Origin of the sequence: Hymenobacter sp. J193, assembly GCF_024700075.1 — a bacterium.
Lineage (GTDB): Bacteria > Bacteroidota > Bacteroidia > Cytophagales > Hymenobacteraceae > Hymenobacter.
The window spans coordinates 2,270,561-2,296,178 of record NZ_JAJONE010000001.1 but is presented as its reverse complement, the minus strand read 5'-3'; the positions used below and the strand labels follow the sequence as shown (position 1 = coordinate 2,296,178).

At 60.2% G+C, this 25,618-nt stretch carries 22 protein-coding genes and 2 pseudogenes; 17 read left to right on the top strand and 7 right to left on the bottom strand.

Annotated features, from left to right (window positions below; genetic code table 11):
- Positions 1–176 precede the first annotated feature (176 nt).
- Both LRS06_RS09975 and recF read right to left on the bottom strand, forming a co-directional pair.
- Positions 177–500 carry a DUF721 domain-containing protein gene (locus tag LRS06_RS09975; protein ID WP_196955546.1) on the bottom strand — a complete coding sequence of 108 codons (324 nt, stop codon included), beginning with the start codon at positions 498–500 and terminating at the stop codon, positions 177–179.
- A 64-nt stretch (positions 501–564) separates the two neighbouring features.
- Positions 565–1,677, bottom strand: coding sequence for a DNA replication/repair protein RecF (recF, locus tag LRS06_RS09970; RefSeq protein WP_257871352.1), 1,113 nt, complete (start codon positions 1,675–1,677; stop codon positions 565–567).
- Between the two features lie 67 nt (positions 1,678–1,744).
- Between recF and pdhA the strand changes: the two genes are divergently transcribed.
- The 17 genes and pseudogenes from pdhA (at position 1,745) to LRS06_RS09885 (ending at position 21,249) form a co-directional block, all read left to right on the top strand.
- On the top strand, positions 1,745–2,920 hold the full coding sequence (gene pdhA, locus LRS06_RS09965; protein WP_257871351.1) for a pyruvate dehydrogenase (acetyl-transferring) E1 component subunit alpha: 1,176 nt from the start codon (positions 1,745–1,747) through the stop codon (positions 2,918–2,920).
- Positions 2,921–2,974: 54 nt separating this feature from the next.
- Positions 2,975–3,751 carry a tol-pal system YbgF family protein gene (locus tag LRS06_RS09960; protein WP_257871350.1) on the top strand — a complete coding sequence of 259 codons (777 nt, stop codon included), beginning with the start codon at positions 2,975–2,977 and terminating at the stop codon, positions 3,749–3,751.
- Positions 3,752–3,892: 141 nt separating this feature from the next.
- Positions 3,893–4,369 (top strand): 6,7-dimethyl-8-ribityllumazine synthase, encoded by a 477-nt coding sequence (gene ribH, locus LRS06_RS09955; RefSeq protein WP_257871349.1) that lies wholly within the window; start codon positions 3,893–3,895, stop codon positions 4,367–4,369.
- A 209-nt stretch (positions 4,370–4,578) separates the two neighbouring features.
- On the top strand, positions 4,579–4,962 hold the full coding sequence (locus LRS06_RS09950; RefSeq protein ID WP_196955541.1) for a TraR/DksA C4-type zinc finger protein: 384 nt from the start codon (positions 4,579–4,581) through the stop codon (positions 4,960–4,962).
- Positions 4,963–5,129: 167 nt separating this feature from the next.
- Complete coding sequence (locus tag LRS06_RS09945) at positions 5,130–6,929, top strand: pseudouridine synthase (RefSeq protein WP_257871348.1); 1,800 nt, start codon at positions 5,130–5,132, stop codon at positions 6,927–6,929.
- 50 nt (positions 6,930–6,979) lie between these two features.
- Entirely contained in the window at positions 6,980–7,723 is a 744-nt protein-coding gene (locus tag LRS06_RS09940; RefSeq protein WP_257871347.1) for a type III pantothenate kinase, read from the top strand.
- The gene (locus tag LRS06_RS09935; RefSeq protein ID WP_257871346.1) at positions 7,713–9,038 is read left to right on the top strand and encodes a hypothetical protein; all 1,326 of its coding nucleotides are present in this window, start codon (positions 7,713–7,715) and stop codon (positions 9,036–9,038) included. The genes LRS06_RS09940 and LRS06_RS09935 overlap by 11 nt, the downstream gene beginning before the upstream one ends.
- A gap of 9 nt (positions 9,039–9,047) precedes the next feature.
- Positions 9,048–9,626: an LPS export ABC transporter periplasmic protein LptC gene (lptC, locus tag LRS06_RS09930; RefSeq protein WP_257871345.1), complete on the top strand. Its 579-nt coding sequence runs from the start codon at positions 9,048–9,050 to the stop codon at positions 9,624–9,626.
- A 51-nt stretch (positions 9,627–9,677) separates the two neighbouring features.
- On the top strand, positions 9,678–9,947 hold the full coding sequence (locus LRS06_RS09925) for a hypothetical protein (protein ID WP_257871344.1): 270 nt from the start codon (positions 9,678–9,680) through the stop codon (positions 9,945–9,947).
- Positions 9,948–10,079: 132 nt separating this feature from the next.
- A pseudogene (locus tag LRS06_RS25535) lies at positions 10,080–11,359 on the top strand (peptidylprolyl isomerase); the annotation flags it as partial.
- A gap of 129 nt (positions 11,360–11,488) precedes the next feature.
- Positions 11,489–12,205, top strand: coding sequence for a peptidyl-prolyl cis-trans isomerase (locus tag LRS06_RS09915; RefSeq protein WP_374679442.1), 717 nt, complete (start codon positions 11,489–11,491; stop codon positions 12,203–12,205).
- 168 nt (positions 12,206–12,373) lie between these two features.
- Positions 12,374–14,221 (top strand): tetratricopeptide repeat protein, encoded by a 1,848-nt coding sequence (locus tag LRS06_RS09910; RefSeq protein ID WP_257871342.1) that lies wholly within the window; start codon positions 12,374–12,376, stop codon positions 14,219–14,221.
- A gap of 264 nt (positions 14,222–14,485) precedes the next feature.
- Positions 14,486–16,208: pseudogene (gene recJ, locus LRS06_RS09905) on the top strand (single-stranded-DNA-specific exonuclease RecJ).
- A 144-nt stretch (positions 16,209–16,352) separates the two neighbouring features.
- The gene (locus tag LRS06_RS09900) at positions 16,353–18,188 is read left to right on the top strand and encodes a peptidase M61 (RefSeq protein WP_257871341.1); all 1,836 of its coding nucleotides are present in this window, start codon (positions 16,353–16,355) and stop codon (positions 18,186–18,188) included.
- A 105-nt stretch (positions 18,189–18,293) separates the two neighbouring features.
- Complete coding sequence (gene lptB / locus LRS06_RS09895; RefSeq protein ID WP_196955532.1) at positions 18,294–19,025, top strand: LPS export ABC transporter ATP-binding protein; 732 nt, start codon at positions 18,294–18,296, stop codon at positions 19,023–19,025.
- 120 nt (positions 19,026–19,145) lie between these two features.
- A complete protein-coding gene (locus tag LRS06_RS09890) occupies positions 19,146–20,669 on the top strand; it encodes a GH3 auxin-responsive promoter family protein (RefSeq protein WP_257871340.1) in 1,524 nt (507 codons plus the stop codon).
- A 34-nt stretch (positions 20,670–20,703) separates the two neighbouring features.
- On the top strand, positions 20,704–21,249 hold the full coding sequence (locus tag LRS06_RS09885; protein WP_257871339.1) for a toxin-antitoxin system YwqK family antitoxin: 546 nt from the start codon (positions 20,704–20,706) through the stop codon (positions 21,247–21,249).
- A 388-nt stretch (positions 21,250–21,637) separates the two neighbouring features.
- Here LRS06_RS09885 and LRS06_RS09880 read toward each other — a convergent pair whose 3' ends face one another.
- From LRS06_RS09880 to LRS06_RS09860, 5 genes are all read right to left on the bottom strand, one after another.
- Positions 21,638–22,420, bottom strand: coding sequence for a TIGR00266 family protein (locus LRS06_RS09880; RefSeq protein WP_257873401.1), 783 nt, complete (start codon positions 22,418–22,420; stop codon positions 21,638–21,640).
- A gap of 156 nt (positions 22,421–22,576) precedes the next feature.
- Positions 22,577–22,852, bottom strand: coding sequence for a hypothetical protein (locus tag LRS06_RS09875; RefSeq protein WP_257871338.1), 276 nt, complete (start codon positions 22,850–22,852; stop codon positions 22,577–22,579).
- A gap of 269 nt (positions 22,853–23,121) precedes the next feature.
- Positions 23,122–24,669, bottom strand: a complete 1,548-nt coding sequence (gltX, locus tag LRS06_RS09870) for a glutamate--tRNA ligase (protein ID WP_257871337.1) — start codon at positions 24,667–24,669, stop codon at positions 23,122–23,124.
- 132 nt (positions 24,670–24,801) lie between these two features.
- Positions 24,802–25,317: a pentapeptide repeat-containing protein gene (locus LRS06_RS09865; protein ID WP_257871336.1), complete on the bottom strand. Its 516-nt coding sequence runs from the start codon at positions 25,315–25,317 to the stop codon at positions 24,802–24,804.
- A gap of 94 nt (positions 25,318–25,411) precedes the next feature.
- Positions 25,412–25,597, bottom strand: coding sequence for a hypothetical protein (locus LRS06_RS09860; protein WP_257871335.1), 186 nt, complete (start codon positions 25,595–25,597; stop codon positions 25,412–25,414).
- Between the last annotated feature and the right edge of the window lie 21 nt (positions 25,598–25,618).

The window sequence follows — 25,618 nt, the reverse complement described above, 5'->3', positions numbered from 1 at the left end:
AAGTAAGCGGGCCAGTCCATGGCCTTTCTCTTTTAAGCTCAAACGGCCAGCTAGCGTTGCTTGCCCCAGTCAGGAGTCAGGCTGGCTTGGAGAAAGTCGTGAGGCAAGAACAAGCCACAAAAAAGCCTGCCCCGATAGTGGGTCAGGCTAGCTGAATCAGACCAAACAAAAACAGGCTAGAGAAAGACAACCTCTTTGATAACCTCCGAGCCTACTTCGGCATTCAGGTTGGCCAGTACCTGGGTCTTGGCCATAAAGAGCTCGTGCTTGAGCGGGGCGGACGAGAGGCGAACGAAAAGCTTGCTGTTGCTCACATATACCTGCTGGGTTTTCATGGCTACGGCTTTGCCCATCACCCGCTCCCAACTAGCCACCACCGTTACCTCGTCCAGCTTGCCCTGAAGGCGGTAGGCCCGTAGCAAAGCGGTAATTCCATCCTTCAACGGCACAATGTCCGATTGACGGGAGTTTTCGGAGGAATAAGGTTTTTTGAACGCCATTTTGTATGTAACGCGCGAACCTGAACGGCTGGCAGCGGCCCCGCAAAGGTACGGCAGAGCCAAGCTAAAGCGGCTGCACCCGGCCCGATTCAACCCGAAACCGACGGATATCATCGGAAAGGGACGCCAGTACCCGGTCGGTGCGCTCCAGGTGCGTATCGGTAAGGAATATCTGGCCGAAGGTATGGTTGGCCACCAGCTGCATCAGGCGGGTGATGCGCTTCTCGTCGAGTCGGTCGAAAATGTCATCCAGCAAAAGCAGGGGCTTGTGCTGCTTGTGTAGAGCAATGACTTCGAACTGCGCCAGCTTGAGCGCAATAGCAAACGACTTCTGCTGACCCTGCGACCCGTAGCTTTTTACCGGCAACTCGTCCATCAGAAAGGTGAAGTCATCCTTGTGCGGACCTAAGGTTGTGCGCTGTAAGGTGAGGTCTTTGCGCTCCTGCAGGCGTAGCAGCTTCAGAAAGTCAGCGCCGGGCAGTTCACTCTTATACGTAAGCGTCACCTGCTCGCGGGCATCGGCCAGCTGCTCGTAGTGGCGCTGAAACACGGGCTCGAACTCGGTGAGGAACTCCTGCCGCCGCCGTACCAGCTGCTCGCCCAGCGGAGCCAGCTGCTCATCCAGCACCAGCAGGTAGTCCCGGTCGTAGCCGGCCTGGCGGTCGGCAGCCAGCTTGAGCAAAGAGTTGCGCTGCTTGAGGGCGTGAGTATAGCGGATAAGCGCTTCGAGGTACTCGTGGTCGAGCTGGGAGATAAGGCTGTCGAAGTACTTACGGCGCTCCTCGCTGCCCTGCCGGATAAGGTCGGTATCGTAGGGGGAGATGAGCACCACGGGGTAGCGCCCGATGTGGTCGGACACCCGCTCGTAAGCCTGCTTGTCGTGGGTGACGGCCTTCTTCTGACCCAGGCGCAGGCTACACTGAATGGTTTCGGGTTTGGCCTCGGCTGAGGCCTGGAAACGGCCCTTCACCACGAACAGCTCCTCGCCCTGCTTGATGCTTTGGGCGTCGGCTACCGTGAAGGCACTCTTAGTGAGTGAGAGGTAATGGATAGCATCCAGCAGGTTGGTCTTGCCGCTCCCATTGTCGCCCACAAAGCAATTGATGTGCGGGGAGAAGCTCAGATTGGCTTCTTCGTAGTTTTTGAAGAAGAGTAAGTGGAGGCTATCAAGTGTCATGTTTGGGTTCGGAATTGCAATCCTTTTACGTACTTTCGCATCCCAAACGCGAACAATCGAAAGCAAGATGGCGGAGACGAAAGTAAAGGCTACCCCGAAGGCTTCCAATTCGACGAAAAAATCGTCGACTCCCAAGGCCTCCTCTACAGGCAAGGCTGCACCCGAAACCGTGCAGCAGCCTGATCCGGTATTGCCGCCCGCCAACGGCGAGGCCCAGGCCGCTACCGACGCGCCTAAAGCAACGCCGACCTCTAATCCCGAATTTCCGAAGGAAACCTACCTGCGCTGGTACGAGCAAATGCAGCTTATGCGCAAGTTTGAGGAGAAGGCCGGCCAGCTCTACGGTCAGCAAAAAATCAAAGGCTTCTGCCACCTATACATTGGCCAGGAAGCCTGCGTAGCCGGCGCTGTGTCGGCCCTCACCAAGGACGACAAGTGGATTACTGCCTACCGCGACCACGCGCATCCTTTAGCGCTGGGCACCTCGCCTAATGCTATTATGGCTGAGCTCTATGCCAAGGCTACGGGCTGCTCCAAGGGCAAAGGCGGCTCCATGCACATCTTTGATAAGGGTGTTAACTTCATTGGCGGCCACGGTATCGTGGGAGCGCAGGTGCCCATGGGCGCCGGCATTGCCTTCACCGAGAAGTATAACAAGACCGGCAACCTGTGCATCTGCTACATGGGCGACGGGGCCGTGCGCCAGGGCGCCCTGCACGAGGCCTTCAACATGGCTATGCTGTGGAAGCTGCCCGTCATCTTCGTGGTAGAAAACAACGGCTACGCCATGGGCACCTCGGTGCAGCGTACCTCCAACGTGACGGAGCTCTACACCCTGGGTGAAAGCTACGACATGCCCTCGGAGCCGGTGAATGCCATGAACGTGGAAGACGTACACCACGCCGTAGCCCGGGCTGCTGAGCGCGCCCGCGCCGGTGAGGGCCCCACGTTCCTGGAGTTCAAAACATACCGCTACAAAGGCCACTCCATGAGTGACCCCGCCAAGTACCGCACCAAGGAAGAGCTGGAAGACTACCGCTCGCGCGACGCTATCGAATCTGTGCGCCATACCATCCTGACGAACAACATGGCCACGGAAGAAGATCTGGCGGCCATCGACGAGAAGATCAAGGTGCAGGTGCTGGAGTCGGTGGAGTTTGCCGAAAACTCGCCCTTCCCCACGGCCGACGAACTGTACAAAGATGTGTACGTGCAGCAGGATTACCCCTATATCCACGACTAACCCGCCAAGGCAGCTTCAACGCCGCCTAGCCTTCTTTTTCTGAATTTCACCCTGATGTCGAAGATTCCTTACACGCGAAACAGCCCGCTGAATCGCCCGCAGCAAACCCAGGTGCCCGCTGACCCCAATCAGCCGGCCCCGGAAACGTTCGTGCCCGAGCACCCTTTGCTGGAAGACCCGGATGCGCTGGCCGCCCGCCTCGCTGGTTCGGAGGATTTCGTGCGCCGCAACAAAAACCTGCTGCTCGGCTTGCTGACGGTGGTGGTGCTGGCGGTGGTAGGCGGCTTCGGCTGGTACATCTGGCAGGGCAAGCAGGACGAGAAGGCCCAGGCCGAGCTGTTCCAGGCCGTGAACTATTGGGAAGCTGACTCAGTAAACAAAGCCCTGAAAGGTGACGGTCAGTATCGGGGCCTCGAAGCCGTAGCCAACGACTACAGCGGCACCAAGGCGGGCAACCTGGCCAACTTCTACGCCGGCGCTGCTTCGCTGAAAGCCGGCAAATACCAGGAGGCCATTAACTACCTGGAAGACTTCAGCTCCGATGACCTGCTGCTGCAGGCCCGTGCCTACGCCCTGCTGGGTGACGCCAACCTGGAGCTCAACAAAATCAAGGAAGCCGCCGAGCTGTACGCCAAGGCCGCCGACTACAAGAGCAATGAGTACTTCACGCCCGGTTACCTGCTGAAGGAAGCCACGGCCCGCGAGCTGGCCAAAGACTACGAAGGCGCGCTGAAAGCCTACAACCGGATTCTGACGGACTACCCCACCGCCGCCGAAGCCACCGACGCCAAGCAGCTGAAAGGCCGCGCCGAAGGACTGGCCGGCAAGTAGCCGAAACCATAACCCAATAAAATAAAAAGGTGGCCCCACGGTCACCTTTTTGTTTAAACCAAAACCCAAGAAAGAACAGGAAACGTGGGCGAGTACCTTTGCGGCCGACCGCCCTGTGCTTTCTTCAACCTCAACCCGACTATGGCAACTGCCCTCAAGAACCTCAGCGACTATACTTCCGATCAGTTTGTTGATATCAGCGAAAAGAAATTCGGTCTGGTAGTGGCCGAGTGGAACCGCGCCATTACGGATACGCTGGCCCAAGGTGCCTACGAAACGCTGCTCAAGCACGGGGCCAAGGAAGAAAACGTGTTCCGCAACACCGTGCCCGGTAGCTTCGAGCTGACGCTGGGGGCGCAGCTGCTGGCCCAACACGAGGAAATCGACGCCGTTATCTGTCTCGGTGTGGTCATTAAGGGCGAAACCAAGCATGATGACTACATCTGTCATGCCGTAGCTCAGGGCCTTACTACGGTAGGTCTGAAGTTCAACAAGCCCGTCATCTTTGGGCTGGTGACTACCAATACCGAAGAGCAGGCCTGGGACCGGGCCGGTGGCAAGCACGGCAATAAGGGGGTGGAAGCCGCCGTGACGGCCATTCATATGCTAGGTTTCTGAGTCTTAGCTGCTCACGTAGTAAAATGCCTGTAGCGCAAATCAGGACAAAGCCGTAGCTTTGCGGCCGGAAACGACGTGTGCTACTTACCGTAGCAAGGTTGCAGATGAAATAGGAGCAGCAAACTAATTTTGTGAGCCTGCTGTTTCGCCCCAGCAACCCCGGTACGTGGTGCTTAGCTAAATACCTCCATATTCAATTCCCTGTTCCCATGAGTGAAGAAAACCTACGCTATTCCAGGGAAGATCTGGCCGAGTTTGCGGAAATCATCCAGGATAAGCTTACTGCTGCCCGCAAGGAAGTAGCGTTCATCAAAGAAACCCTGAGCCGCAAAAACGATTCGGGTACCGACAACACGGCATCTTCTTCGAAGGTGCTGGAAGATGGTGCTGATACGGCCGAGAAGGAAAGCCTCAACCAGTTGGCTTCGCGCCAGATGAAGTTTATCCAGCAGCTCGAAAACGCCCTGGTACGCATCAAGAACGGTACGTACGGCGTGTGCATCGGCACCGGCAAGCTCATTCCGAAGGAGCGCCTGCGCGCCGTGCCCCACACCCAGCATTCCATCGAAGCCAAGATGGCCCGCCGCGACTAAACGCCGCGCTGGCTCGCCAGTAACGCCCGGACCAGCAGCCGGCTCCCGCAGGGGCTGTTTGCTGGTCCGGGCACTGTTTTCTACCGGGCGTCGTTTTCCGCGCACCAATTTCGTATTTTCATCTTTTACCCACGTACCGTAGCGATACGGCACCTAAGCCTACCTGTATGGGCAAGAAACATTTCTCCGACGATACTCCAGGCCGCCGTGGCCGTGGCCCCCAGGGCCGCCCTACCGACAGTGGCCGTGCTGAAGGCCCACGCAAGTTTTCCGGCCCCGGCCACAGCCGCGACGAGCGTGCTGGTTCCGGTGCTCCCCGCTTTGGCGGCGGCAGCGAAGAAAACCGCCGTGGTTTCAACGCCGACCGTCCTTCTTTTGGACGCCCCAGCGGCGGCAGCTTCGATGGCCCGCGCAAATCGGGGAGCGGCGGTTTTGGCGGCCCCAAAAAGTTTGGTCAGTCGGGTGGGGGCTTTTCACCCCGAGGCGGTAGTAGCCGGCCCGGTGGCTACGGCCAGCCCCGCTTTGGCGGCGACGACCGGCGCGGTTTCCGGCCCGATCAGCGGCGGGATGACCGCCGGGATGAGCGTCCCCGCGAGGAGCGTCCGGTGCGGCCCTTCGAGCCCAAAGAAACCTGGGGTGGCCAACCCTATCGCCAGGAAGGAAAGGCTGCGGTGCCTCGTGGCTTGCCCGGCGAGCGGAACCGCAAGTTTATAAAGCAGGACCCACGTGGTCCGAAAGAATCAACCGACTTCCGGCCCACGCCGCCAGCACCCGAGCGTGAGCCCCGCCAGATCAGCGGGGAGCGGGAAGTGCGGCCCGCCCGGCAGTTCGACTACCGGGGCCGCCCCGAGAATCTGGATACTGACCGTCCGGAACGCCGTTCTGAGTCGGCGCCCCGCGAGGAAAGTGACCGGCGCCCCGGTGGCTATGGGCAGCGCGAGGCTGTGAACGACCGGGACCGGAAACCTGGTGGGTTTGGTGCCCGCCGCGAAACCGGCTTTGGTGGGGGAAGCTTCGGCGAGAAGCGCACCAGCCGCCCTGGCTCTTTTGGCGCCGACAAGCGGGAGGCGCGCCCGTACGGCGACCGTCCGGAGCGTACCATCAACAAGCGCACCGGCCGCGACGCGGATTCCAACCAGGCAGGCAAGCGCAAGTACGGTGAAGTGGCCGGCGAAGCCCCCGACTACAAAAACCTGAAGTACTACGAGGAAGACAAAAGCCGGGGTAACAAGCGCCGCCGCGACGAAGAGCCCGCCGAGGAGCTGACGCGTCTGAACCGCTACATTGCCAATGCGGGCATCTGCTCCCGCCGGGAGGCCGATTCGCTGATTGCGGCCGGTGAAATCCGGGTGAATGGCGAGGTGGTAACGGAAATGGGCTACAAAGTTCAGCCTTCCGACACGGTGCAGTACGGCAAAACCAACCTCAACCGGGAGAAGCTGGTGTACGTGCTGCTGAACAAGCCCAAGGACTTCATCACTACTACGGAAGACCCCGAAGGCCGCCGCACGGTGATGGAGCTGGTAGCCAATGCCTCGAAGGAGCGCATCTTCCCGGTAGGCCGCCTCGACCGCAACACCACGGGGCTGCTGCTGTTTACCAACGATGGGGAAGTGGCGCAGAAACTTTCGCACCCCTCACACAAAAACAAGAAAATCTACCAGGTTGAGCTGGACAAGCCGCTGACGGAGGAGCACCTGCGCCAGATTACGGAAGGCCTGCAGCTGGAAGACGGCAAAGCCGAAGTAGACGACGTGGCCGTAGTGGCCGGGAATCCGCATTTTGTGGGGGTAGAGCTGCACATTGGCCGCAACCGCATCGTGCGCCGCATCTTCGAGCACCTGGGCTACGATGTAGTAACGCTGGACCGCGTGCAGTACGCCGGCCTCACCAAAAAGGACCTGCCCCGGGGCAAATGGCGCTTCCTGAACGAGAAGGAAGTTATTCGTCTGAAATATTTCATGTAGCAGGCAACGCGGCCTGCCTAGGCCGGCTCCTGTAAAAAAGCAAGCGGCGCATGAGCTACCTCACCCTCGACATTGGCAATACCTCCAGCAAGCTGGGGTGCTTTGTTGATGGAGAGCTGGTAGAGCAGGCGGCGGGGCTTACACTGGAGCAGGTGCTGGCCACGGCCGCGCGGCTGCAACCGCGCCACACCATTGTGGCCACGGTGGCAGCCCAGCCGGTACAGGAGTGGGTAGCCAGGTTGCAGCCGCTTACGCAGGGCGTGGTAGTAGGGCTCGACCCGGCTGCCACGCCCGTGCCGTTGCAGAACGGTTACGCTACCCCGCACACCCTTGGCGCCGACCGGCTGGCCGCCGCCGTGGGGGCCGCTGGGTGCTTTCCTGGTCGCAACGTGCTCATTGTGGATGCTGGTACGGCCATTAAGTGTGACTTTGTGGAAGCAGGGCTTACGTTCCGGGGCGGCAGCATTGCACCGGGCTTGCGGCTGCGTTTCCAGGCCTTGCATACCTTTACCGGGCGCTTGCCGTTGCTGGCTGTGCCGTCCGATGTGCAAGCGCCCGTGCCGCTCACGGGCAACGATACGCCCAGCGCCATAGCAAGCGGGGTGCTCAACGGAGCGGCAGCCGAGGTGAACGGCCTCATAGCCGAGTACCGGGAGTTGTACCCGGAACTAGCCGTGGTGCTGACCGGGGGCGACGCGCCTTTCTTTGAACCGCGGCTGAAAGGCCACATCTTTGTAGTACCTGAGCTGATTCTGCTCGGGCTTCACCGAATTCTGGTGCATAATGTCAACTAAATCATTCGCCGGCTTATTGGGTCTGGCGCTATTGGGCGGTTTCGTTTCCTCCCGCACCTATGGTCAGGGTCTCGGCAACTCTCCTTATTCGCGCCTGGGCCTGGGTGACGCATCGGCTACGGCGGGCGGCATCCGGCAGCAGGGTATGGGGGGCGCTGGCCTGTCGGCGCCTGATGGGCAGCACATCAACGACCTGAACCCGGCGCTGCTGTACTACACCTCACGCACTACCTTCGAAATCGGGGTAACGGGGCAGTACAAGGAAATCAGCAACCAGCAGGCCTCGCAGAAAGACGGCAGTGCTAACCTCTCGTATCTGGCGCTGGCGTTACCTATTTCCAAGCGCATGGCTGTGTCCATCGGCTTGCGGCCCTATACGTCCGTTGATTATGCCAACCAGCTGACGGAACCCGTAGTGGGCGACGAAAGCCTGCGCTCCCTCAAAGAGTACGAAGGTCAGGGTGGCCTGACCCAAGTATACGCAGCCACGGGCATACGCGTAGCCAAGAACTTGTCGCTGGGTTTCACGGCTGGCTACACGTTCGGCAGCATCGACCACGACGCGAAGTCAACCTTGTACTCCGAAGAAACGGGGGTTGAAAATGCCTCCACTACGGTGGTACGGGACCACCTGTACTACTCCGATTTCACCTTCCGGGTGGGCGGGCACTACCGCGTGCCGCTCAACGACAAACTGAACCTGAATGCGGGTGGTACCTACGGCTTTTCCTCCAAGCTCGACGGCACCCACGACCAGGCCCTGGAGCGGCAGGACATTGAAGGCCGCGTCATCGAAACCAACGTGGTGCTGACGGGTCGGGAGGGCTACGCCAGGCTGCCATCCTCCGCGCAGTTTGGCCTTTCGCTCGACAACAACCGCAGCTGGTCGGTTTCGGTGGATGCCGCGCAAACGAAGTGGGGAGACTTTACCAACTTCAACACCTTCAATGCCACCAAGCTCGATAACACCTTCCGGGTGGCGAGTGGCGGTGAATGGACGCCCGACGCGGCCTCGGTGGACAGCTACTTCAAGCGCATAACCTACCGCCTTGGTGCGAGCGTGGAGCAGATGCCCTACCGCCCCGGCGGCCAGGTGCTCTATGACCGGGCGCTGAGCTGGGGCTTCACGCTACCCGTACCTACGGCCTCGCCGCTGGAGTCCGCGGGCGTGAACCTGTCGTTTGCCGTGGGCATGCGCGGCAACACCGACGCCAGCAGTGAGCTGCCCAACGGCAACATTCAGGAAAAATACGTGCGGGCGCAACTGGGCTTCTCGCTCAACAACCGCTGGTTTATCAAGCGTCGTCTTGAGTAGCAACGCGCTATGAGCAGTCGTACCACCTGGCGCCGCATAGGCCTGAGCCTAACCCTTATCGGGTTGGTAGCCGCGTGCGAAACCAAGCCGGCCGACCAAACACAGAAAACGGTTACCTACAAAGGTCCCCTTGCGGAAAGTACCAACGTGCTTATCCTGTTCAGCGACTCGGCCAAGCTGCAGATCAAGCTTACTGCTCCGTTGCAGCATCAGTTTGAAAACAGCGACATGGTGTTTCCGAAAAGCATGAAGGTTGTTTTCTACGGTGATAATGGCACGCGCGTCATCAACACGCTGGAGGGCGACTACGGCAAGTACGACAAGGCCCAGAACCTGTACATCGTGCGGGGCAATGTGAAGGTGCGCAACGACGAAAAGCACCAGCAGCTCAACACCGAGGAGCTGTTCTTCAATCAGCAGAAAGGCATGATCTACACGCCTAAGGAAACCGCCGTGCGGGTTGAAACCGACACCGAAGTGTGGACGGGCTACGGGCTGGAAGCCAACCAGGAATTTTCCTGGTACCATATCCTTAAGCCTACGGGCAGCTTTTTAATAGATAAAACAGAGGAGAAAAAGCAAAAATAGAGAATACAAACAAGCTGGTTACTTAATTAAATAACTGCAAATCATTTACTCATGCCTATCCGCTTCGACCGTTCGTTGGCCCGCACCGTACTGTTCTCGCTGGCCGTGTGCTCGTTCGTTATCGGCACGTACCAAACGCTGCTGCAGAACGACAAAAATGCCCTTCGCGACAATTACTGGCTGTTTATGACTTCCTTCAGCCTGCTGATGCTGTACCGCTACCTGGGCCGCAGCCAGGCCCCGGTGGAGCCCGCCAAACCTGTAGCCGCCCGCAAGCCGGGTCGGGGCAATACCAACCCCAAGCAAGCCAAACGCAAGTAGGTTCTGCTGACGCTTTTACTTCATCTGGCCCCCGTACCTTGCCGGTGCGGGGGCCAGTACTTTGAATGTCCGGGGGATTCTGGTTATTTTGCGCCTCTTTCCACTTTTCATACCGCGCTTTTTTTCAAATAAATGGCATTAATTAACACAATCCGGGAAAAATCGGGCTGGGCAGTCGGCACGGTTGCCATCGGGATGCTGCTCTTTATCATTGGTGGCGACCTTATCGGGGGCAACAACCGTCTGTTTGACGGAGACAAAACCGTGGTAGGTGAAGTGGCCGGCGAAAAAGTGGAGTACGACGAGTACCAGCGCGTACTGGAGGAAACCAAGCAGGCCTTCATCTCCCAGAACCAGCGCCAGCCCGACGAAAACACGATGGGCTACCTGCGCGAGCAGGCCTGGAACAAGATTCTCTACCGCATTGCCTTTCAGAAGGAGTTCGACAAGCTGGGCCTGAAGGTTTCAGACGATGAGTTGACCGACATGGTGCAGGGCAAGAACATTCACCCCAGCATCCGTCAGGCTTTCACCGACCCCAAGACCGGGCAGTTTGACCGCACCCGCGTGATTGAGTACCTGAAGAACCTCGACAAGCTGCCGCCCCAGGCGCAGGATGCGTGGTATTCCTTCGAAGCCAACCTGGGTCCCGACCGCCTCGGCAACAAGTACAACAACCTCATCAAGCTCTCAACCTACGTGACAACGGCGGAGGCCAAGCGCTACGCCGAGGACATCAACACCCGCGCCAACATCCGCTACCTGCTGGTGCCGTACTTCTCCATTTCGGACTCGGCCGTGAAGGTGAGCGACGCCCAGCTGCAAGCCTACCTCGACGCGCACAAAGACCAGTACAAGGTAGAGGAAGGCCGCAACATCGAGTACGTGACCATTCCGGTAACCGCCTCGGTGGAAGACAGCACAGCGGTGAAAACCACCATCAACCAGTTGGCCCAGCAGTTTACCTCGGCCCCGAACGACTCCCTGTTCGTAAAGCTGAATTCTGACCCCGAGTTTCCCTACAACGGCCGCTACCTCTCGCCGGCTGACCTGCCCGAGAAGCTGCGCCAGAACTTCCCCCTCACGGTGGGCAAAGTGTACGGCCCCTACGCCGAAAACGGGACCTACAGCCTGTTTAAGGTAACCGGTCAGAAAGCCGGCACCCAGCCCGCCGCCCGCGCCAGCCACATCCTCATCAAGCCCACGGCCGAAACGCCGGAAGCCAAAGCTGCGGCCAAAGTCAAAGCGCAGGACCTGCTCAACAAAATCAAAGGGGAGCTGACTTCGCCGCTATGGCTCGTCAGTTTGGCTCGGATGGTACCACCGCTACCGGCGGCGACCTGGGCTGGTTTACGCAGGGCCGCATGGTGCCCGAGTTCGAGAAGGCCGTATTTGGCGCTACCTCGGCCGGCCTGCTGCCCAACCTGGTTGAAACCTCCTTTGGCTACCACATCCTGAAAGTAACGGCCCCCAAAACGACCCAGACCTACCAGGTGGCCGCCGTGCAGAAAAGCATTGCCCCTTCCGAAAGCACCCGCGAAATGGCTTATGCCAAGGCGCAGGAGCTGAAAGGCAAAGCCACCGACCTAGAGTCGTTCCGCGCTGCCGTAGCCGCCGACAAGACGCTGCAGAAGCAGGAAGCCAAGGGCCTCGACAAAGGCGCCCAAGCCGTGAATACCCTGCAAGGTGCCCGCGAATTGGTGCGCTGGTCGTACTACAACAACGGCAAGAAAACCGAAGTGGGCGACGTTTCGGACGTGTTTGAAATCGGCGACCAGTACGTGCTGGCCGTGGTTACCGGCGCCCGCGAGAAAGGCGTTGCCGATGTGGCCAGCATCAAGCCCGAGCTGACCGCGCTGGTGCGCAACGAAGAGAAAGCCAAGCAGATTATGGCCAAGCTCCAAGGCAAAACCGGCACGCTGGAGCAGCTGGCCGCCGCTTACGGCAATGGTGCTCAGGTAAACCAGGCCCAGAACATTGCCATGGGCGCCGGCATGATTCCCGGCATCGGCAACGAGCCGGTGGCCGTGGGCAAAATTTTCGGCCTGAAGCCCGGCCAGAAGTCGGCCCCCATCCAGGGCGACCAGGGTGTGCTGGTGGTACAGCTCGAAAACATCAACAAGGAGCAAGCTGCCGTGGATGTGCAGGCCATTAAGCGCCAGCTGGTGCAGCAGCGCTCCTCCCGCCTCGACGGCGCCATCTACGAAGCCGTGAAGAAAGACGCCAGCGTAGAAGACAACCGCCCGCGCTTCTTCTAAGCCGCCGGTTGCCAGCGCAAGCTGAAAGGGCCGTACCTTGGGGTGCGGCCCTTTTTTGTGGTCTTCCGGTTGGCTGTTTCTGGTTTTTTCGCCGGTATGAAATGAATTAACCGAGTCGTAAGTTGTAGCCTGCGGCAGCCTTCGGTGGCAGCTTTTCGTCTGATAGATATGGGTATGAACGTTTGGAGCCGGCTCGGCCGGGTGGTAGGCAGCGTGGCGGTGGTGGCATTGCTGGGCGTGGCCCCGGCCCTGGCTCAGTCGGGGGCCGATGCCGAGGACCTGGCTCTGGCCCGGGAGTACGCCCGCAAAGGCGAGTTTGCCAAGGCCGAGCTGCTGTTCGGCCAACTGCCCGACGAGCTACAGTTCAACGGCACCGTGCTGCCCGAGTATCTGCGCACCATGCAGGAAATGCGCCATTTCAAGGAAGCCGAAAAGCTGGCCCGCAAAGCCCAGCGCCGCCGTCCTGAAGACCCCATCGTGGGCATACTGCTGGGCCGGGTGCTGGAAAGCAGCGGTGACAAGGCCGGCGCCGCCAAGCAGTACGAGCGGGTGGTTTCGGGCCTGAAGTCCGACCAGGTGCTGGCTGTAGCCGCCGACTTTCAGGAGCACCAGCAGCTCGACTGGGCCGAGAAAGTGTACCTGCGCGGCCGCGCCCTGGCCCGCAACGACATTGAGTATGCACCGCAGCTTATTCAGCTCTACACCCGCCAGCCCGGCACCGAGCGGCTGCTGGCTGAAACCCTGCGCCTGCTGCAGCAGGACGAGCGGCAGCTCCCCTTCGTGCGCAACATGCTTCAGAACAGCCTGCGCGAAGAAAAAGACTTCGATGCCCTGGAAAAACTCCTGCTGAACAGCGTGCAGCAGCACCCCGAGCAGGGCAGCTACAGTGAGCTGCTGCTGTGGCTGTACGTGCAGCGCAAGGACTTTACGGGTGCGCTGGTGCAGGCCCGCGCCCTCGACCGGCGCACCCGCAGCGAAGGCAGCCGCGTGTTGGACCTGGCCGCCATTGCCCTGCGCAACCACGACTATGAAAGCGCCATTGCGGGCTACGAGTACGTGGTGCGCGAGTACCGGGGCGGGCAGTTCTACGGCATCGCGCGCCAGCTGCTGCTCCAGGCCCGCGAGGAGCAGGTGCGCAACACCTTCCCGGTGGATGCGGCCAAAATCCGCACGCTGCTGGGTGAGTACCAGCAGCTGCTCACCGAGTTCGGGGCTACCTCGCCGTACCGGGCCGATATCCTGCGCAACATGGCCGAGCTGCACGCTTTTCAGCTGGGCGAGAAAGACAAGGCCATGACGCTGCTGCAGGAAGCCATCAGTCAGCCCCGCGCCAACCCCGAAACCGTAGACCGCGCCAAGCTGACCCTGGCCGACCTGTACCTGCTGCGTGCGGAGCCCTGGGAAGCCACGCTGCTGTACTCACAGGTGGAAAAGTCGCACAAGGATTCTCCGCTGGGCTACGATGCCAAGCTGCGCAACGCCCGCCTCAGCTACTTCGCCGGCGACTTCAAGCTGGCCCAAGGACACCTCGACATTCTGAAGGAAGCCACCAGCCGCGAAATTGCCAACGATGCCATGCAGCTCAGCCTGCTCATCACGGACAACACCGCTATGGACACGGCCGGCGTGGCTCTGCGCGACTACGCCGCCACCGAGCTGTTGGTATTCCAGAACAAGCTGCCGGAAGCCATGCGCGGCCTCGATGCCCTAGTGCTGAAATACCCCGGCCACGCCCTCCAGGATGAAGCCTGGTTTCTGAAAGCCCAGCTCCAGCGCCGCACCAGCGACTACGCCGGGGCCGTGCAAACCTTGGCCCGCATCACCGAAAACCCCAAGTACGACGTGCTCAGCGACGACGCCCTGTTTCTGGCCGCCAGCATTCAGGAAGAAAACCTCCAGGACCGCGAAAAAGCCCAGGAGCTCTACCAGCGCGTCATCACCAAATACCCCGGCAGCATCTACGTGGCCGAAGCCCGCAAGCGGTTTCGTAAGCTCCGCGGCGACGCGGTAAATTAATTCCTGTCATTCCGAGCGGAGCGAGGAATCTGGGTGCTTAGCGGCGCCTTCCTGCAGTAGTATCCCTCAGATTCCGAGCGGAGCGAGGAATGACAGCCCTCCTCTCGGGTAAAAGGCGTGAATATTCTGCCTGCCTGCAAGCCGCTGACTGCCAGCGTGAGATTACGCGTTCAGCCCGCACGAATGCAGGACGGGGCGTGCAAGGCTGGGCTTTTCTTCTTACTTTTGAAGATAGCGCCGCCTTCTGGTACGCTGCCCGCCCCTATGCAGAAACGATGGATTCGGAAGCCCGCGCCCGACCCCGAAAAGGTCCGGCAACTGGCCGACGCGTTGCGCGTCAACGAGGCCATTATTGCCCTGCTGTGCCAGCGGCAGGTGTGCTCCTTTGAAGAGGCCCGCGCTTATTTTCGCCCTTCACTGGACTCTCTGCCCGACCCGCTGCTGATGCGCGACATGGACCGGGCCGTGGAGCGCCTGCTGCAGGCCCTGCACACCGGCGAAAAGGTGCTGGTATTCGGCGACTACGACGTGGATGGCACCACTTCCGTGGCGGTGGTTTACTCCTACCTCTGCCAGTTCTTTGGCCCGGAGCGGGTAGAGTACTACATTCCGGACCGCTACAAGGAGGGCTACGGCATCTCAGAAACTGGTATCGAGTATGCCGCCGACCACGGCTTCGCCCTCATCATTGCCCTCGACTGCGGCGTGAAATCGGTGGAGATGGTGACTTACGCCACCCAGCGCGGCGTCGACTTCATCATCTGCGACCACCACTTGCCCGGCGACGAGCTGCCGGCGGCCGTAGCCGTGCTCGACCCCAAGCGCGCCGACTGCCCGTATCCGTTCAAGGAGCTGTCGGGCTGCGGCGTGGGCTTCAAGCTGATGCAGGCCCTGTGCCAGCATCTGGGCCAGGACGAGGCACCGCTTTATGAGCTGCTGGATCTGCTGGCCGTCAGCATTGCCGCTGACATCGTGCCCATCGGCGGCGAAAACCGCATTCTGGCCTACCACGGCCTGCGTTTGCTCAACGACGCCAACCACCCCCAGCGCCCCGGCCTCGACGCCCTGCGTGAACTGGCAGGCCTAACCGGCGCCCAGCTTAACATCAGCTCTCTGGTATTCGGGTTTTCACCGCGCATCAACGCGGCCGGCCGGATGGGCGATGCCAAGCGGGCCGTGGCCATGCTGCTGGCCGGCTCCAAGGAAGAAGCCATTGAAAAGGCTGGCGTGGTGGATAAAACCAACCAGGAGCGCCGCGGCTTCGATACGCGCATCACCAAGGAGGCCCTGGAAATGATTGAGGCCGATGCCGGCCTGCGTAACGCCCGGTCCACGGTGCTCTACAACGAAACCTGGCACAAGGGCGTCATCGGCATTGTGGCTTCGCGCTGCCTAGATAAGTACTACCGGCCTACCATCATCCTCACCCAGAGCAACGGCAAAGCTACCGGCTCGGCCCGCTCCGTCATTGGCTTCGATGTGCACCAGGCCATTCTGGAGTGCTCGGATCTGCTGGAGCAGTTTGGCGGCCACATGTACGCGGCCGGCCTCACGTTGCCCGTGGAGAACGTGCCGGAGTTCCAGCGCCGGTTCGAGGAAGTGGTGTCTTCGCGCATCACCGATGAGCAGATGATTCCGCCGGTGGAAATTGACGGGCAGTTGGAGCTGACGGACATTACGCCTAGCTTCTATAAGCTGCTGAGCCAGATGGAGCCCTTCGGCCCCGGTAACTCCAACCCGGTATTCGAGTCGCGTAGCGTGTATGCCCCTGCCCGATTCGGCCCGCATTGTGGGCAACTCCCACCTCAAAATCACCCTCACCCAGGACGGCCACCACACTGTGGACGCCATCGGGTTTGGGCTGGGTGAGTACCTGCCCGAAATTCTGCTGGGCCGGCCCTTCAGCGTGTGCTACACCGTGGAGCTGAACGAGTACCGGGGCGTGAAAACCCTGCAGCTGCGTCTGAAAGACATTCGCTGGGAGTAGCCGGGCGCCAGGGTTGCAGACTCGCTGGCTGAACCGGAGAAAAGAAAAAGCTTCGGCGGAGCCCGCCAATAGGGTAGGAGGTATAAGCAGATACTTGTATCTTGTTGGTTGGCTGCGTTTCGGAGTGGCCCGTTTTCTTGCCTTATGAAACCAGCTTACCTGCTGTTGGGCTTGCTGCCCTGCGCTACCGCCACGCTTGCCCAGAATTCTCCCGCCACGTACCGCGTCGCCGTGGACCTGCAGCAGGTACAGAACGACCGGGTGCGGGTGGTGGTGCGCCCGCCCGCCGTGCGCGAAAATCAGGCTACGTACGTGCTGCCCAGCGTGGTGCCCGGCTCCTATTCCAAGAAGGACTACGGCCGCTTCATCACCGATTTTCAGGCCTTCGACAGCCAGGGCAAAAAGCTGAAAACCATCCGCCAGGGCGACAACCTGTTTCTTATCGAAAAAGCCCGGCAGCTTGACCGGCTGGAGTACCTCGTAGACGACACCTGGGACTCCAAGGACAAGAACTTCGTGTTTCAGCCCGGGGGCACCAACATCGACGCGGGCCGCAACTTCGTACTCAACCACTACGGCCTCTACGGCTACCTGGAGGGCTACAAGATGCAGCCCTACGAGGTAACCATCAACAAGCCCGCCGAGCTGTACGGGGCTACGTCTCTGGGCAAGCAAAGCCCTACGGCTACCCAGGACGTGTTTCGGGCCGGCAGCTACGTGCAGCTGGCCGACGCCCCGGTGATGTACAGCCGCCCCGATACCACCAGCTTCACTACCGGCGGAGCGCGCATCAGCGTGTCGGTGTTTTCGGAAAACGGGGTGGTAAAGTCGGCGCAGGTGAGCGAGGCCATGCGGCCGATGGCAGAGGCGCTGGCTAAGTTCTTCGGGCGGATGCCGGTACCGCGCTACCACTTCATCATGTACTTCCCGGCCTTCAGCTCGCCCGTGGTAAACCCGGCAGGTGGGTTCGGGGCCATGGAGCACTCGTATTCGTCGGTGTACTTCCTGCCCGAAATTGCGGACGCCGTGCGCATCCGCTCCCTGGTGCGGGAGGTAGCCTCGCACGAATTTCTGCACATTCTCACCCCGCTCAACATCCACAGCCGCGAAATCGGGGAGTTTGACTTCCGCACGCCCAAGATGTCGCAGCATTTGTGGCTGTACGAGGGCGTCACGGAGTATTTCGCCCAACTGGTGCAGCTACAGGGCGGCCTCACCCAGGAAGACGATTTCCGCAAGGAAATCAAGCACAAGATTGAGGACATGCAGAAGTACCGTACCGTGTCCTTCACCGAGATGAGCCGCAACATCCTGGTGGACCCCTACAAGGACATGTATGAAAACGTGTACAAGAAGGGCGCCCTCATCGGTTTTCTGCTCGATATCCGCATTCAGGAGCTTACGCAGGGCCGCCTGAGTTTGCGCGACGTGCTCCTGCAGCTGGGCCAGAAGTACGGTCCCGAGCGGCCCTTCGAGGACGAGCAGCTGATTCCCGAAATCGTGCAGCTCACGCACCCGCAGTTGCAGCAGTTTTTCACCGACTACGTGCAGGGCAGCCAGCCACTGCCGCTCACTGAGTACCTGGCCAAGATAGGCTGGCGCTACGCCCCCAAGGCCAACGTGGTGGTAAAGGCCTTCGGCGAGCTGGGCTTCCGCTACGACCAGGACAAGCAAAGCTTCATTCTGGCCCAGACGCGCGCCGAGAACAACGTATTTAGCCTGCAGAACGACGACGTGATTCTGCAAGTGAACAGCACGCCCGTGACGATGGAAAATGCCGAGCTGCTGCTGCGCCCTCTTATCGAGCCGGCCACCGATACGCCCGTGCGCATCGTGTACCGGCGCGGCAGCACGCAGCAGCAGGTTGAGGCCTCCCCCCGCGACATGGAAGCCGAAGTAAAGCACCTGCTGGAGCCCCTGCCCACCCTCACGGAAGCCCAGCGCGCCCTCCACGACCAGCTTCTGCGTCCCCGGGCGTAAGGTTTCTGATTTATAGTTTCGAATGCTGCCGCTTGGCTACCCCGCTGCCTTGAGGCAGGTAACAAGAAACCATAAACGAGAAACAAGAAACTACCTTTGCGGCCTATGATTCTGAAAGCGGAACATCTGATCAAGAAGTACAAAGCCCGCACCGTGGTAAACGACATGAGCGTGACGGTGGGGCAGGGTGAAATCGTGGGGTTGCTGGGGCCAAACGGGGCCGGCAAAACCACCTGCTTCTATATGATTGTGGGTATGGTGAAGCCCAATTCGGGCCACATCTTCCTCGACGAGGAGGATATTACCACCATGCCCATGTTTCAGCGGGCCCGGCGCGGCGTGGGCTACCTGGCGCAGGAGGCTTCGGTGTTTCGGGATTTGAGCGTGGAGGAAAATATCCTGTCGGTGCTGGAAATGACGGATTTGCCGCGCCAGGCCCAGCTCGATAAAGTGGAGGAGCTGCTCCATGAGTTCAGCCTTACCCATGTGCGCAAAAACCTGGGCCGTGTGCTGAGCGGCGGAGAGCGACGCCGCACCGAAATTGCCCGCGCCCTGGCCGTGAACCCCAAGTTCGTGCTGCTGGATGAGCCCTTCGCCGGCGTCGACCCCATTGCCACCGAGGAAATCCAGGGCATCGTGGCCAAGCTCAAGCACAAAAACATCGGCATCCTCATCACCGACCACGACGTGAACTCCACGCTCAGCATCGTAGACCGGGCCTACCTGCTCTTCGAAGGCAAGCTGCTGAAAGCCGGCACCGCCGAGGAGCTGGCCGCCGACGAAACCGTGCGCCGCGTGTATCTGGGCAAGAATTTCGAGCTAAAGCGCAATATTTAGGTTCCTGAGGCCGCTGTGGTTAGCCTTGCTACCCGGCGCCTCGGCAGCCTGCCACCCCAACCACCCCGCCAAGTCTGCGTATGGCCTCGGGCACCTTATTCACCTGATTTGCGGGCGTAGATGATCAGCAACATTCTGACGTGGGCCGCACAGCGGCGCCTGGCCAGCATCGACCATTTCCGGCAGCACCCGCTGGCTGCGCAGCAGCAGGTGTTTGAGGGCTTGCTGCACACGGCCCGCGACACGGCCTGGGGCCGCCAGTATGGCTACGCCGAAGCCCCCAGCCGGCAGGAGTTTGCCCAACGCGTGCCCGTGAGCAGCTACGAGCAGCTATATCCGCACCTGGAGCGTATGCTGCAGGGCGAAGCCGATGTGCTCTGGCCCGGCACCACCATGTGGTTTGCCAAGAGCAGCGGCACCACCAACGCCCGCAGCAAGTACATTCCCGTGTCGCGCCAGAGTCTGCACGACTGCCACTACCGCGCCGGCCGCGACATGGTGGCTATGGCTACCAGCCTGTACCCCGAAGCCGATGTAATGGCCGGCAAAACGCTGTCGTTGGGCGGTACGCACACGGCCAACCCTTTCCGCCCCCACACCGATTCGCGGGTGGGCGACGTCTCGGCCGTGATTATGCAGAACCTGCCCGCCTGGGCCGAGTTTCTGCGCACGCCACCCCTGGAGCTGGCCCTGCTGGATGAGTGGGAGGAAAAGATTGAGCGCATTGCCCGGCACGTGCAGTACATCGACGTCACCACCCTGGCCGGCGTGCCCACCTGGATGATTGTGCTGCTCCGGCGCGTGGTGGAACTGGCCGGCGCCGCCAACATCACCGAAGTGTGGCCCAATCTGCGGCTGTTCCTGCACGGGGCCGTGGCCTTCGGGCCGTACCGGGAGCTGTTCCGGCAGCTGATTCCGAGCGGGCAGATGCGCTACCTCGAAATCTACAACGCCTCCGAAGGCTACTTCGCCTTTCAGGACCAGCCCGACTGCGAAGACATGCTGCTGCTGCTCGACCACGGCGTGTACTACGAGTTTATCCCGGCGGAGGAGTTTGAGGCGGAGCACCCGCGCACGGTGCTGCTGGAAGACGTGGAGCTGGGCCGCAACTACGCGCTGGTCATCAGCACCAACGCGGGCCTGTGGCGCTACAAAATCGGCGACACCGTACGCTTTACCTGCCTGGCCCCGTACCGCATCCGCATTTCGGGCCGCACCAAGCACTTCCTGAATGCCTTTGGGGAGGAAGTCGTGATTGAAAACGCGGATGCCGCTTTGGCCGCGGCATGTGCAGCTACCGGTGCTCTGGTGCGCGACTTCACGGCGGCGCCAATCTATTTCAGCTCCACCGACGGCGCTTCGCGTGGGGGCCACCAGTGGCTGGTGGAGTTTATGCAGGCTCCGGCCGATGAGCGGCAGTTTGCCCAGGTGCTCGATGAAACCCTCCGCCAGCTCAACTCCGACTATGACGCCAAGCGCTACCGCGACATTGCCCTGGTAGTGCCCATAGTTCAGGCTGTACCGGCTGGCACGTTTGAGCGTTGGCTGGCTCGCAAGGGCAAGCTGGGTGGCCAGCACAAAGTGCCGCGGCTAAGCAATTCCCGGGATATCATCGACGAAATACTTGATCAACTAAATAATTAGTTATAGCTTCGGGCATTACCTTCTCGATTTCAGGATGATTGCCCCGCTCCAAAGAGTTTCTGCTACCAGCAAGATTGCCGCCTGGCTTCTAAGCCTGCTGGCCGCAACAGCTGGCAGCTGCCGCACTGCCCAAACAGCATCGCCCAACCCCCCTGCAGCCAAGCTTAACCGCTTCGACTCCCGCAATGAGCGGCAGGGGCGGTGGCGCACTTACTACGATGAGGAAAATACGCAGCTGGCTACGGCCGGCCGCTACCGCCACGGGAAAATGGTGGGCCGCTGGCGTTATTACGGGCCGAAAAACAGCCTGGAGCGACAAGAGCAGCATTATTGGTGGCGCCCGGGCTTGCTATCCATTCAGGAATATCACGCCAACGGGAAGCTATCTAAGCAGGGCCGGGCGCGCATCGTTCGGGAAGCCGATATCGTGCACTTTTACTGGTTTGGTCCCTGGCTGGAGTATGCTCCTAGCGGCGAGGCCGTTTCGCGGGCCTGGTACGAAATGGGCCAGCTGCAGCGACGGGAGAAGTTTCCGGCAGCTTCCCAAGCAACTCTGCAGGCGGCACCAGGGCCACGGTAATAATAGCAGCAAGGGATTTTATTTTATAAAACATTCTATATTAGAGCTATGCTTCTGATCTAACCTCCCCACCCGTGTCCTCTATTGCTCCTAACTCGGAACCAGCGCCCCGGAAGCGACGGCGCTACATCAAAAAACGAAAGAAAAAAACCCCTGCCTGGGTGAAAAAAACGCTGCTAGGGTTTCTGGGCCTGCTGGTTCTGATAATGGTAGGCAGTCTTGTTTTTGTAGCAATGACGGCACCCAACGAGCCGCTGGATAAGCTTGCGGCCGCTAAATAGTCGCAGGCTTATCTCGTCTTAGCATTAACTTATGCCAACAGCCTCCAAGGCTACCTTGATACCAAGTGTCTGTCAGGGTAGCCGCTGGGGTAGACTTTGAGGGCGTATTATTGGTCCATGATACCACCGACGAGCTTGCCCAGTACGCCGCCGCTTTCCTTCTGGGCATTGCCGCCATTGGGGGCCAGCGCCTGAATCAACTTCTTCACAGGCATGGATTGAATCCAGACGCGGCCGGTACCGCGCAGGGTGGCCAGCAGCAGCCCCTCGCCCCCAAAGATCATGGATTTAAGGCCGCCGGCGCGGGCTACGCTGAAGTCGATGCCAGGCTCGAAGGCTACCACGCAGCCCGTATCTACGCGCAGCAGCTCGTTGTTGAGGTGCTTCTCAATGATAGTGCCGCCGGCGTGAATAAAGGCGCGGCCGTCGCCGGTAAGCTTTTGCAGAATAAACCCTTCGCCCCCGAAAAAGCCGGCCCCGAATTTCTGATTGAAGTGCAAGCTGATTTTGGTGCCCCGGGCCGCCGCCAGAAAGCCGTCCTTTTGCACGATGAGGCCCTGCGGCAGCGTGCGCAGGTCCAGCGGAATGATGGTGCCGGGGTAGGGGGCTGAAAACGCCACATGAGCCTTGCCGTAGCCGCCCCGGTGCGTGAAGTGCGTCATGAACAGCGACTCACCGGTAATCAGGCGGGTGCCTGCCGAAAACAGCTTGCCCATAAAACCCTGCTCGGGCTCCGAGCCGTCGCCCATCTTGGTTTCGAAGGCAATGGCTTCGCTCATGTACACCATGGCGCCGGCCTCGGCAATAACGGTTTCGTTGGGGTCCAGCTCTACTTCAAGGACCTGGATGTCGTGGCCGAGAATTTTGTAGTCGACGTCGTGAGAGTTCATCATAGCGAAAGAAAGGTAGGTGCCGCAGCAGTTTGAAGGCTCAAGTATAGCAAATGTGCCTGTAGGATGCTGCCTGCCCTAGGCTAAAACACAAGCGCCCGGCCGAGCAACAGGATTTGCTCAGCCGGGCGCTCCCAGCAGATTGATACGGCTGGCTTACTCAGTTTCTTCCGGAGCCGCAGCCCCAAGCACATCTTCTTCGGGGGCAGCACCTTTTTTGCGGGCCTCCTTGCTGGTGCGGCGCATGAAGTCCTCGTCCGATTCCTCGGGCTCCCGGGTGCCATCCTCAATCGGAAAATCGTCCTCTTCTTCGTCCTTCTCGCCAAACTGTCCGTCGCGGTTCACCAGCTTTTTGTCGCGCACGTGGCGGTTCAGAAAGTGGTTGATGTCCTCAATGGAGTAGTTGGAGGTGATTTCGCCGAGTGGGTTCACCTTGATTTCGAAGCCTTCCAGCTCCTTATGGACCCGGGCTTTTTTTTCGGGGTCGACTTTCTTTTTTTCGGGCTAACGGGTTTCTTGGCCATGTTGCAAGCGGCTAAAGGCTGAGCAGGTAAGACGCGCGGCCTGTCAGCGGCCAGCGTAGCAGACTCTAGTACGAAACCAGTGCCGGAGCGGTTGAAGTGGCCTGTGCTACCGTTTCATAAAAAAGCCCAGCCGACCTATCGACTGAGCTTTCTTCACGCTCTAGACCAGTAGTGCGCCTACGCGGGCAGTTGGCTGATGGCTTGCTGAATCCGCTCAGCGGTTTCCTGCGGGCCCAGAATGCTCATGATGTGCATCAGGTCGGGGCCGGCGGCGGCACCCGTTACGGCCACACGCAGGGCCTGCAGCACCTGGCCAATTTTGATGCCCTGGCGTTCCAGCACCTGCGTGAGCAGGGCCTTGATGCCGTCAGGCGTAGCGTCGGCAGTGCCAGGCAGCTCCCGGGCAAACTCGGCTAGAGCGCCAGCCACCTGGGGATTCCACTTTTTGCTGATTACCTGCTCGTCGTAGCTGGTGGGGCGTTGGAAAAACAGCTGCGCCTCGCGGGCCAGGTCCTCGGGGAAGGTGGCGCGCTCTTTTACAAGGGCCGCAATCTGCTCGGCCTTAGCGGCGTCCAGCTCCTGGCCCTGGGTGCGGAGGGCTTCTACCAGATACTGCGCCAGCTCGGCATCGGGCTTGGCCCGCAGGTACTGCTCGTTGTACCAGCGCACCTTGTTCTGGTCGAACCGGGCCGGCGACTTGCTCACGCGCTCAATGGAGAAGGCCTCTACCAGCTCGTCCATCGTGAACAGCTCCTGGGTAGAGCCAGGGTTCCAGCCCAGAAATGCCAGGAAGTTGATGAACGCGTCGGGGAGGTAGCCATCTTCGCGGTAGCCGCGGCTCACCGTTGGCTCACCGGTTTCGGCGTCTTTGCCGTGCCATTCCAATGGAAATACCGGGAAACCCAGCTTGTCGCCGTCGCGCTTGCTAAGCTTGCCAGTGCCGTCGGGCTTCAGCAGCAGGGGCAGGTGGGCAAACTGCGGCATGGTGCTTTCCCAGCCCAGGTAGCGGTACAGCAGCACGTGTAGCGGAGCCGAGGGCAGCCACTCTTCGCCCCTAATCACGTGAGTAATTTCCATCAGGTGGTCATCCACGATGTTGGCCAGGTGGTACGTAGGCATGCCATCCGACTTCATCAGCACCTTATCATCGATGCTGGACGAATGCACCACCACCCAGCCGCGAATCAGGTCGTTGAAGCGTACTTCTTCCTTGCGCGGTACTTTCAGGCGGATAACGTACGGCTCGCCGGCTTCCAGCAACTGCGCTACCTCTTCGGTGGGCAGCGTGAGGGAGTTGCGCATTTGGGTGCGCGTGATGCTGTTGTACTGCGGGTTAGGCACTTTGGCAGCCGTAAGGCGGGCGCGCATGGCATCCAGCTCCTCGGGCGTATCGAAGGCGTAGTAGGCGTAGCCGTTGTCGATCAGCTGCTGGGCGTACTGGCGGTACATGGGCTTCCGCTCGCTCTGGCGGTAGGGCGCGTGCGGGCCGGGTGTTTCGGTCCAGGGGCTTTCGTCAAGCTGGATGCCGCACCACTCCAGGCTCTGGCGGATGTAGTCCTCGGCGCCGGGCACGAAGCGGTTCTGGTCGGTGTCCTCGATGCGGAGCAGCATTTTGCCACCCAGCTTGCGGGCTAACAGGTAATTATAGAGCGCAGTGCGCACGCCGCCGATGTGCAGCGGCCCGGTGGGGCTGGGCGCAAACCGCACCCGTACTTCTCTTTCCATACAATACAGCTGATTCGCGCCCGGTACACGTGCCGAAACGCGCCGCAAAGGTACGATATCCAGTGAGTGAATCGGCGAACGGGTGAATGAGTGAGTTTTTGCTACGACTCATCCATTTGCTCATTCACCGATTCACTCAATTATCAACTCATACTGCGCGAGCAGGCCGGGCAGGCTGCTGAGCGCAAACCGAGCTTGTTTGACGTTGTTGATGGCCGGGTCGAGCCATACACCCTGTGCGGTGGTGAAGTCGGCGCCGGGCAGGCTGGTCTGGCTGAATACGGCCCGTTGCAATTGACAGTCCTGGAAGACGGCGCCCGTGAGGTCGCAACGGGTAAAATCAACTTCCTGCAGAGAGCAGCCCACAAAGCGCGTATTGGGCATCACCTTGCCCCAGAACGAGGCATAGTCGAGCTGGCACTGGTCAAAATGCACGTCGAAGAGCATGTCCCGGCACGCGGTGAACTGCAGCCCCAGGAGCTTGCAGCCCGCAAAGGCCACGTTTTGCAGGGCCGTATTGGCCAGCGTAGTGCCCGCCAGGTTGCAGTTCTCGAACAGACACTCGCTGAACCGCCGCCCCGATAGGTCAGCCTGGCTTAAATCGAAGCCAATGAAATGGTACTGCTCAAACTCCCGCTGGCCTACCACCCCGGGGGAAGTACCCGCGTCAGCACGTTTTCGGGCGGAAAATAATCGGGCTTGCGCAGGGGCTTGGTTGGCTTGCGGGCAGCGGGTCGGCGCATTAGTCGCGGTTTTTGAAGCTGAGCCATAGCACCAGGCCCAGCAGCGTGGCGCCGCCGCGAATAGCCCAGGCCGTGCTCGGGCCCCATTGTTCAATCCAGGTCAGAAACATGAATTTCAGGCCCAGAAATGGTAAAGCCAACGATACCAGCCCGATGATAAATAAACCGAGTCCAAGTTCTTTCATAGGGTGAAATTGTGAAAAGTG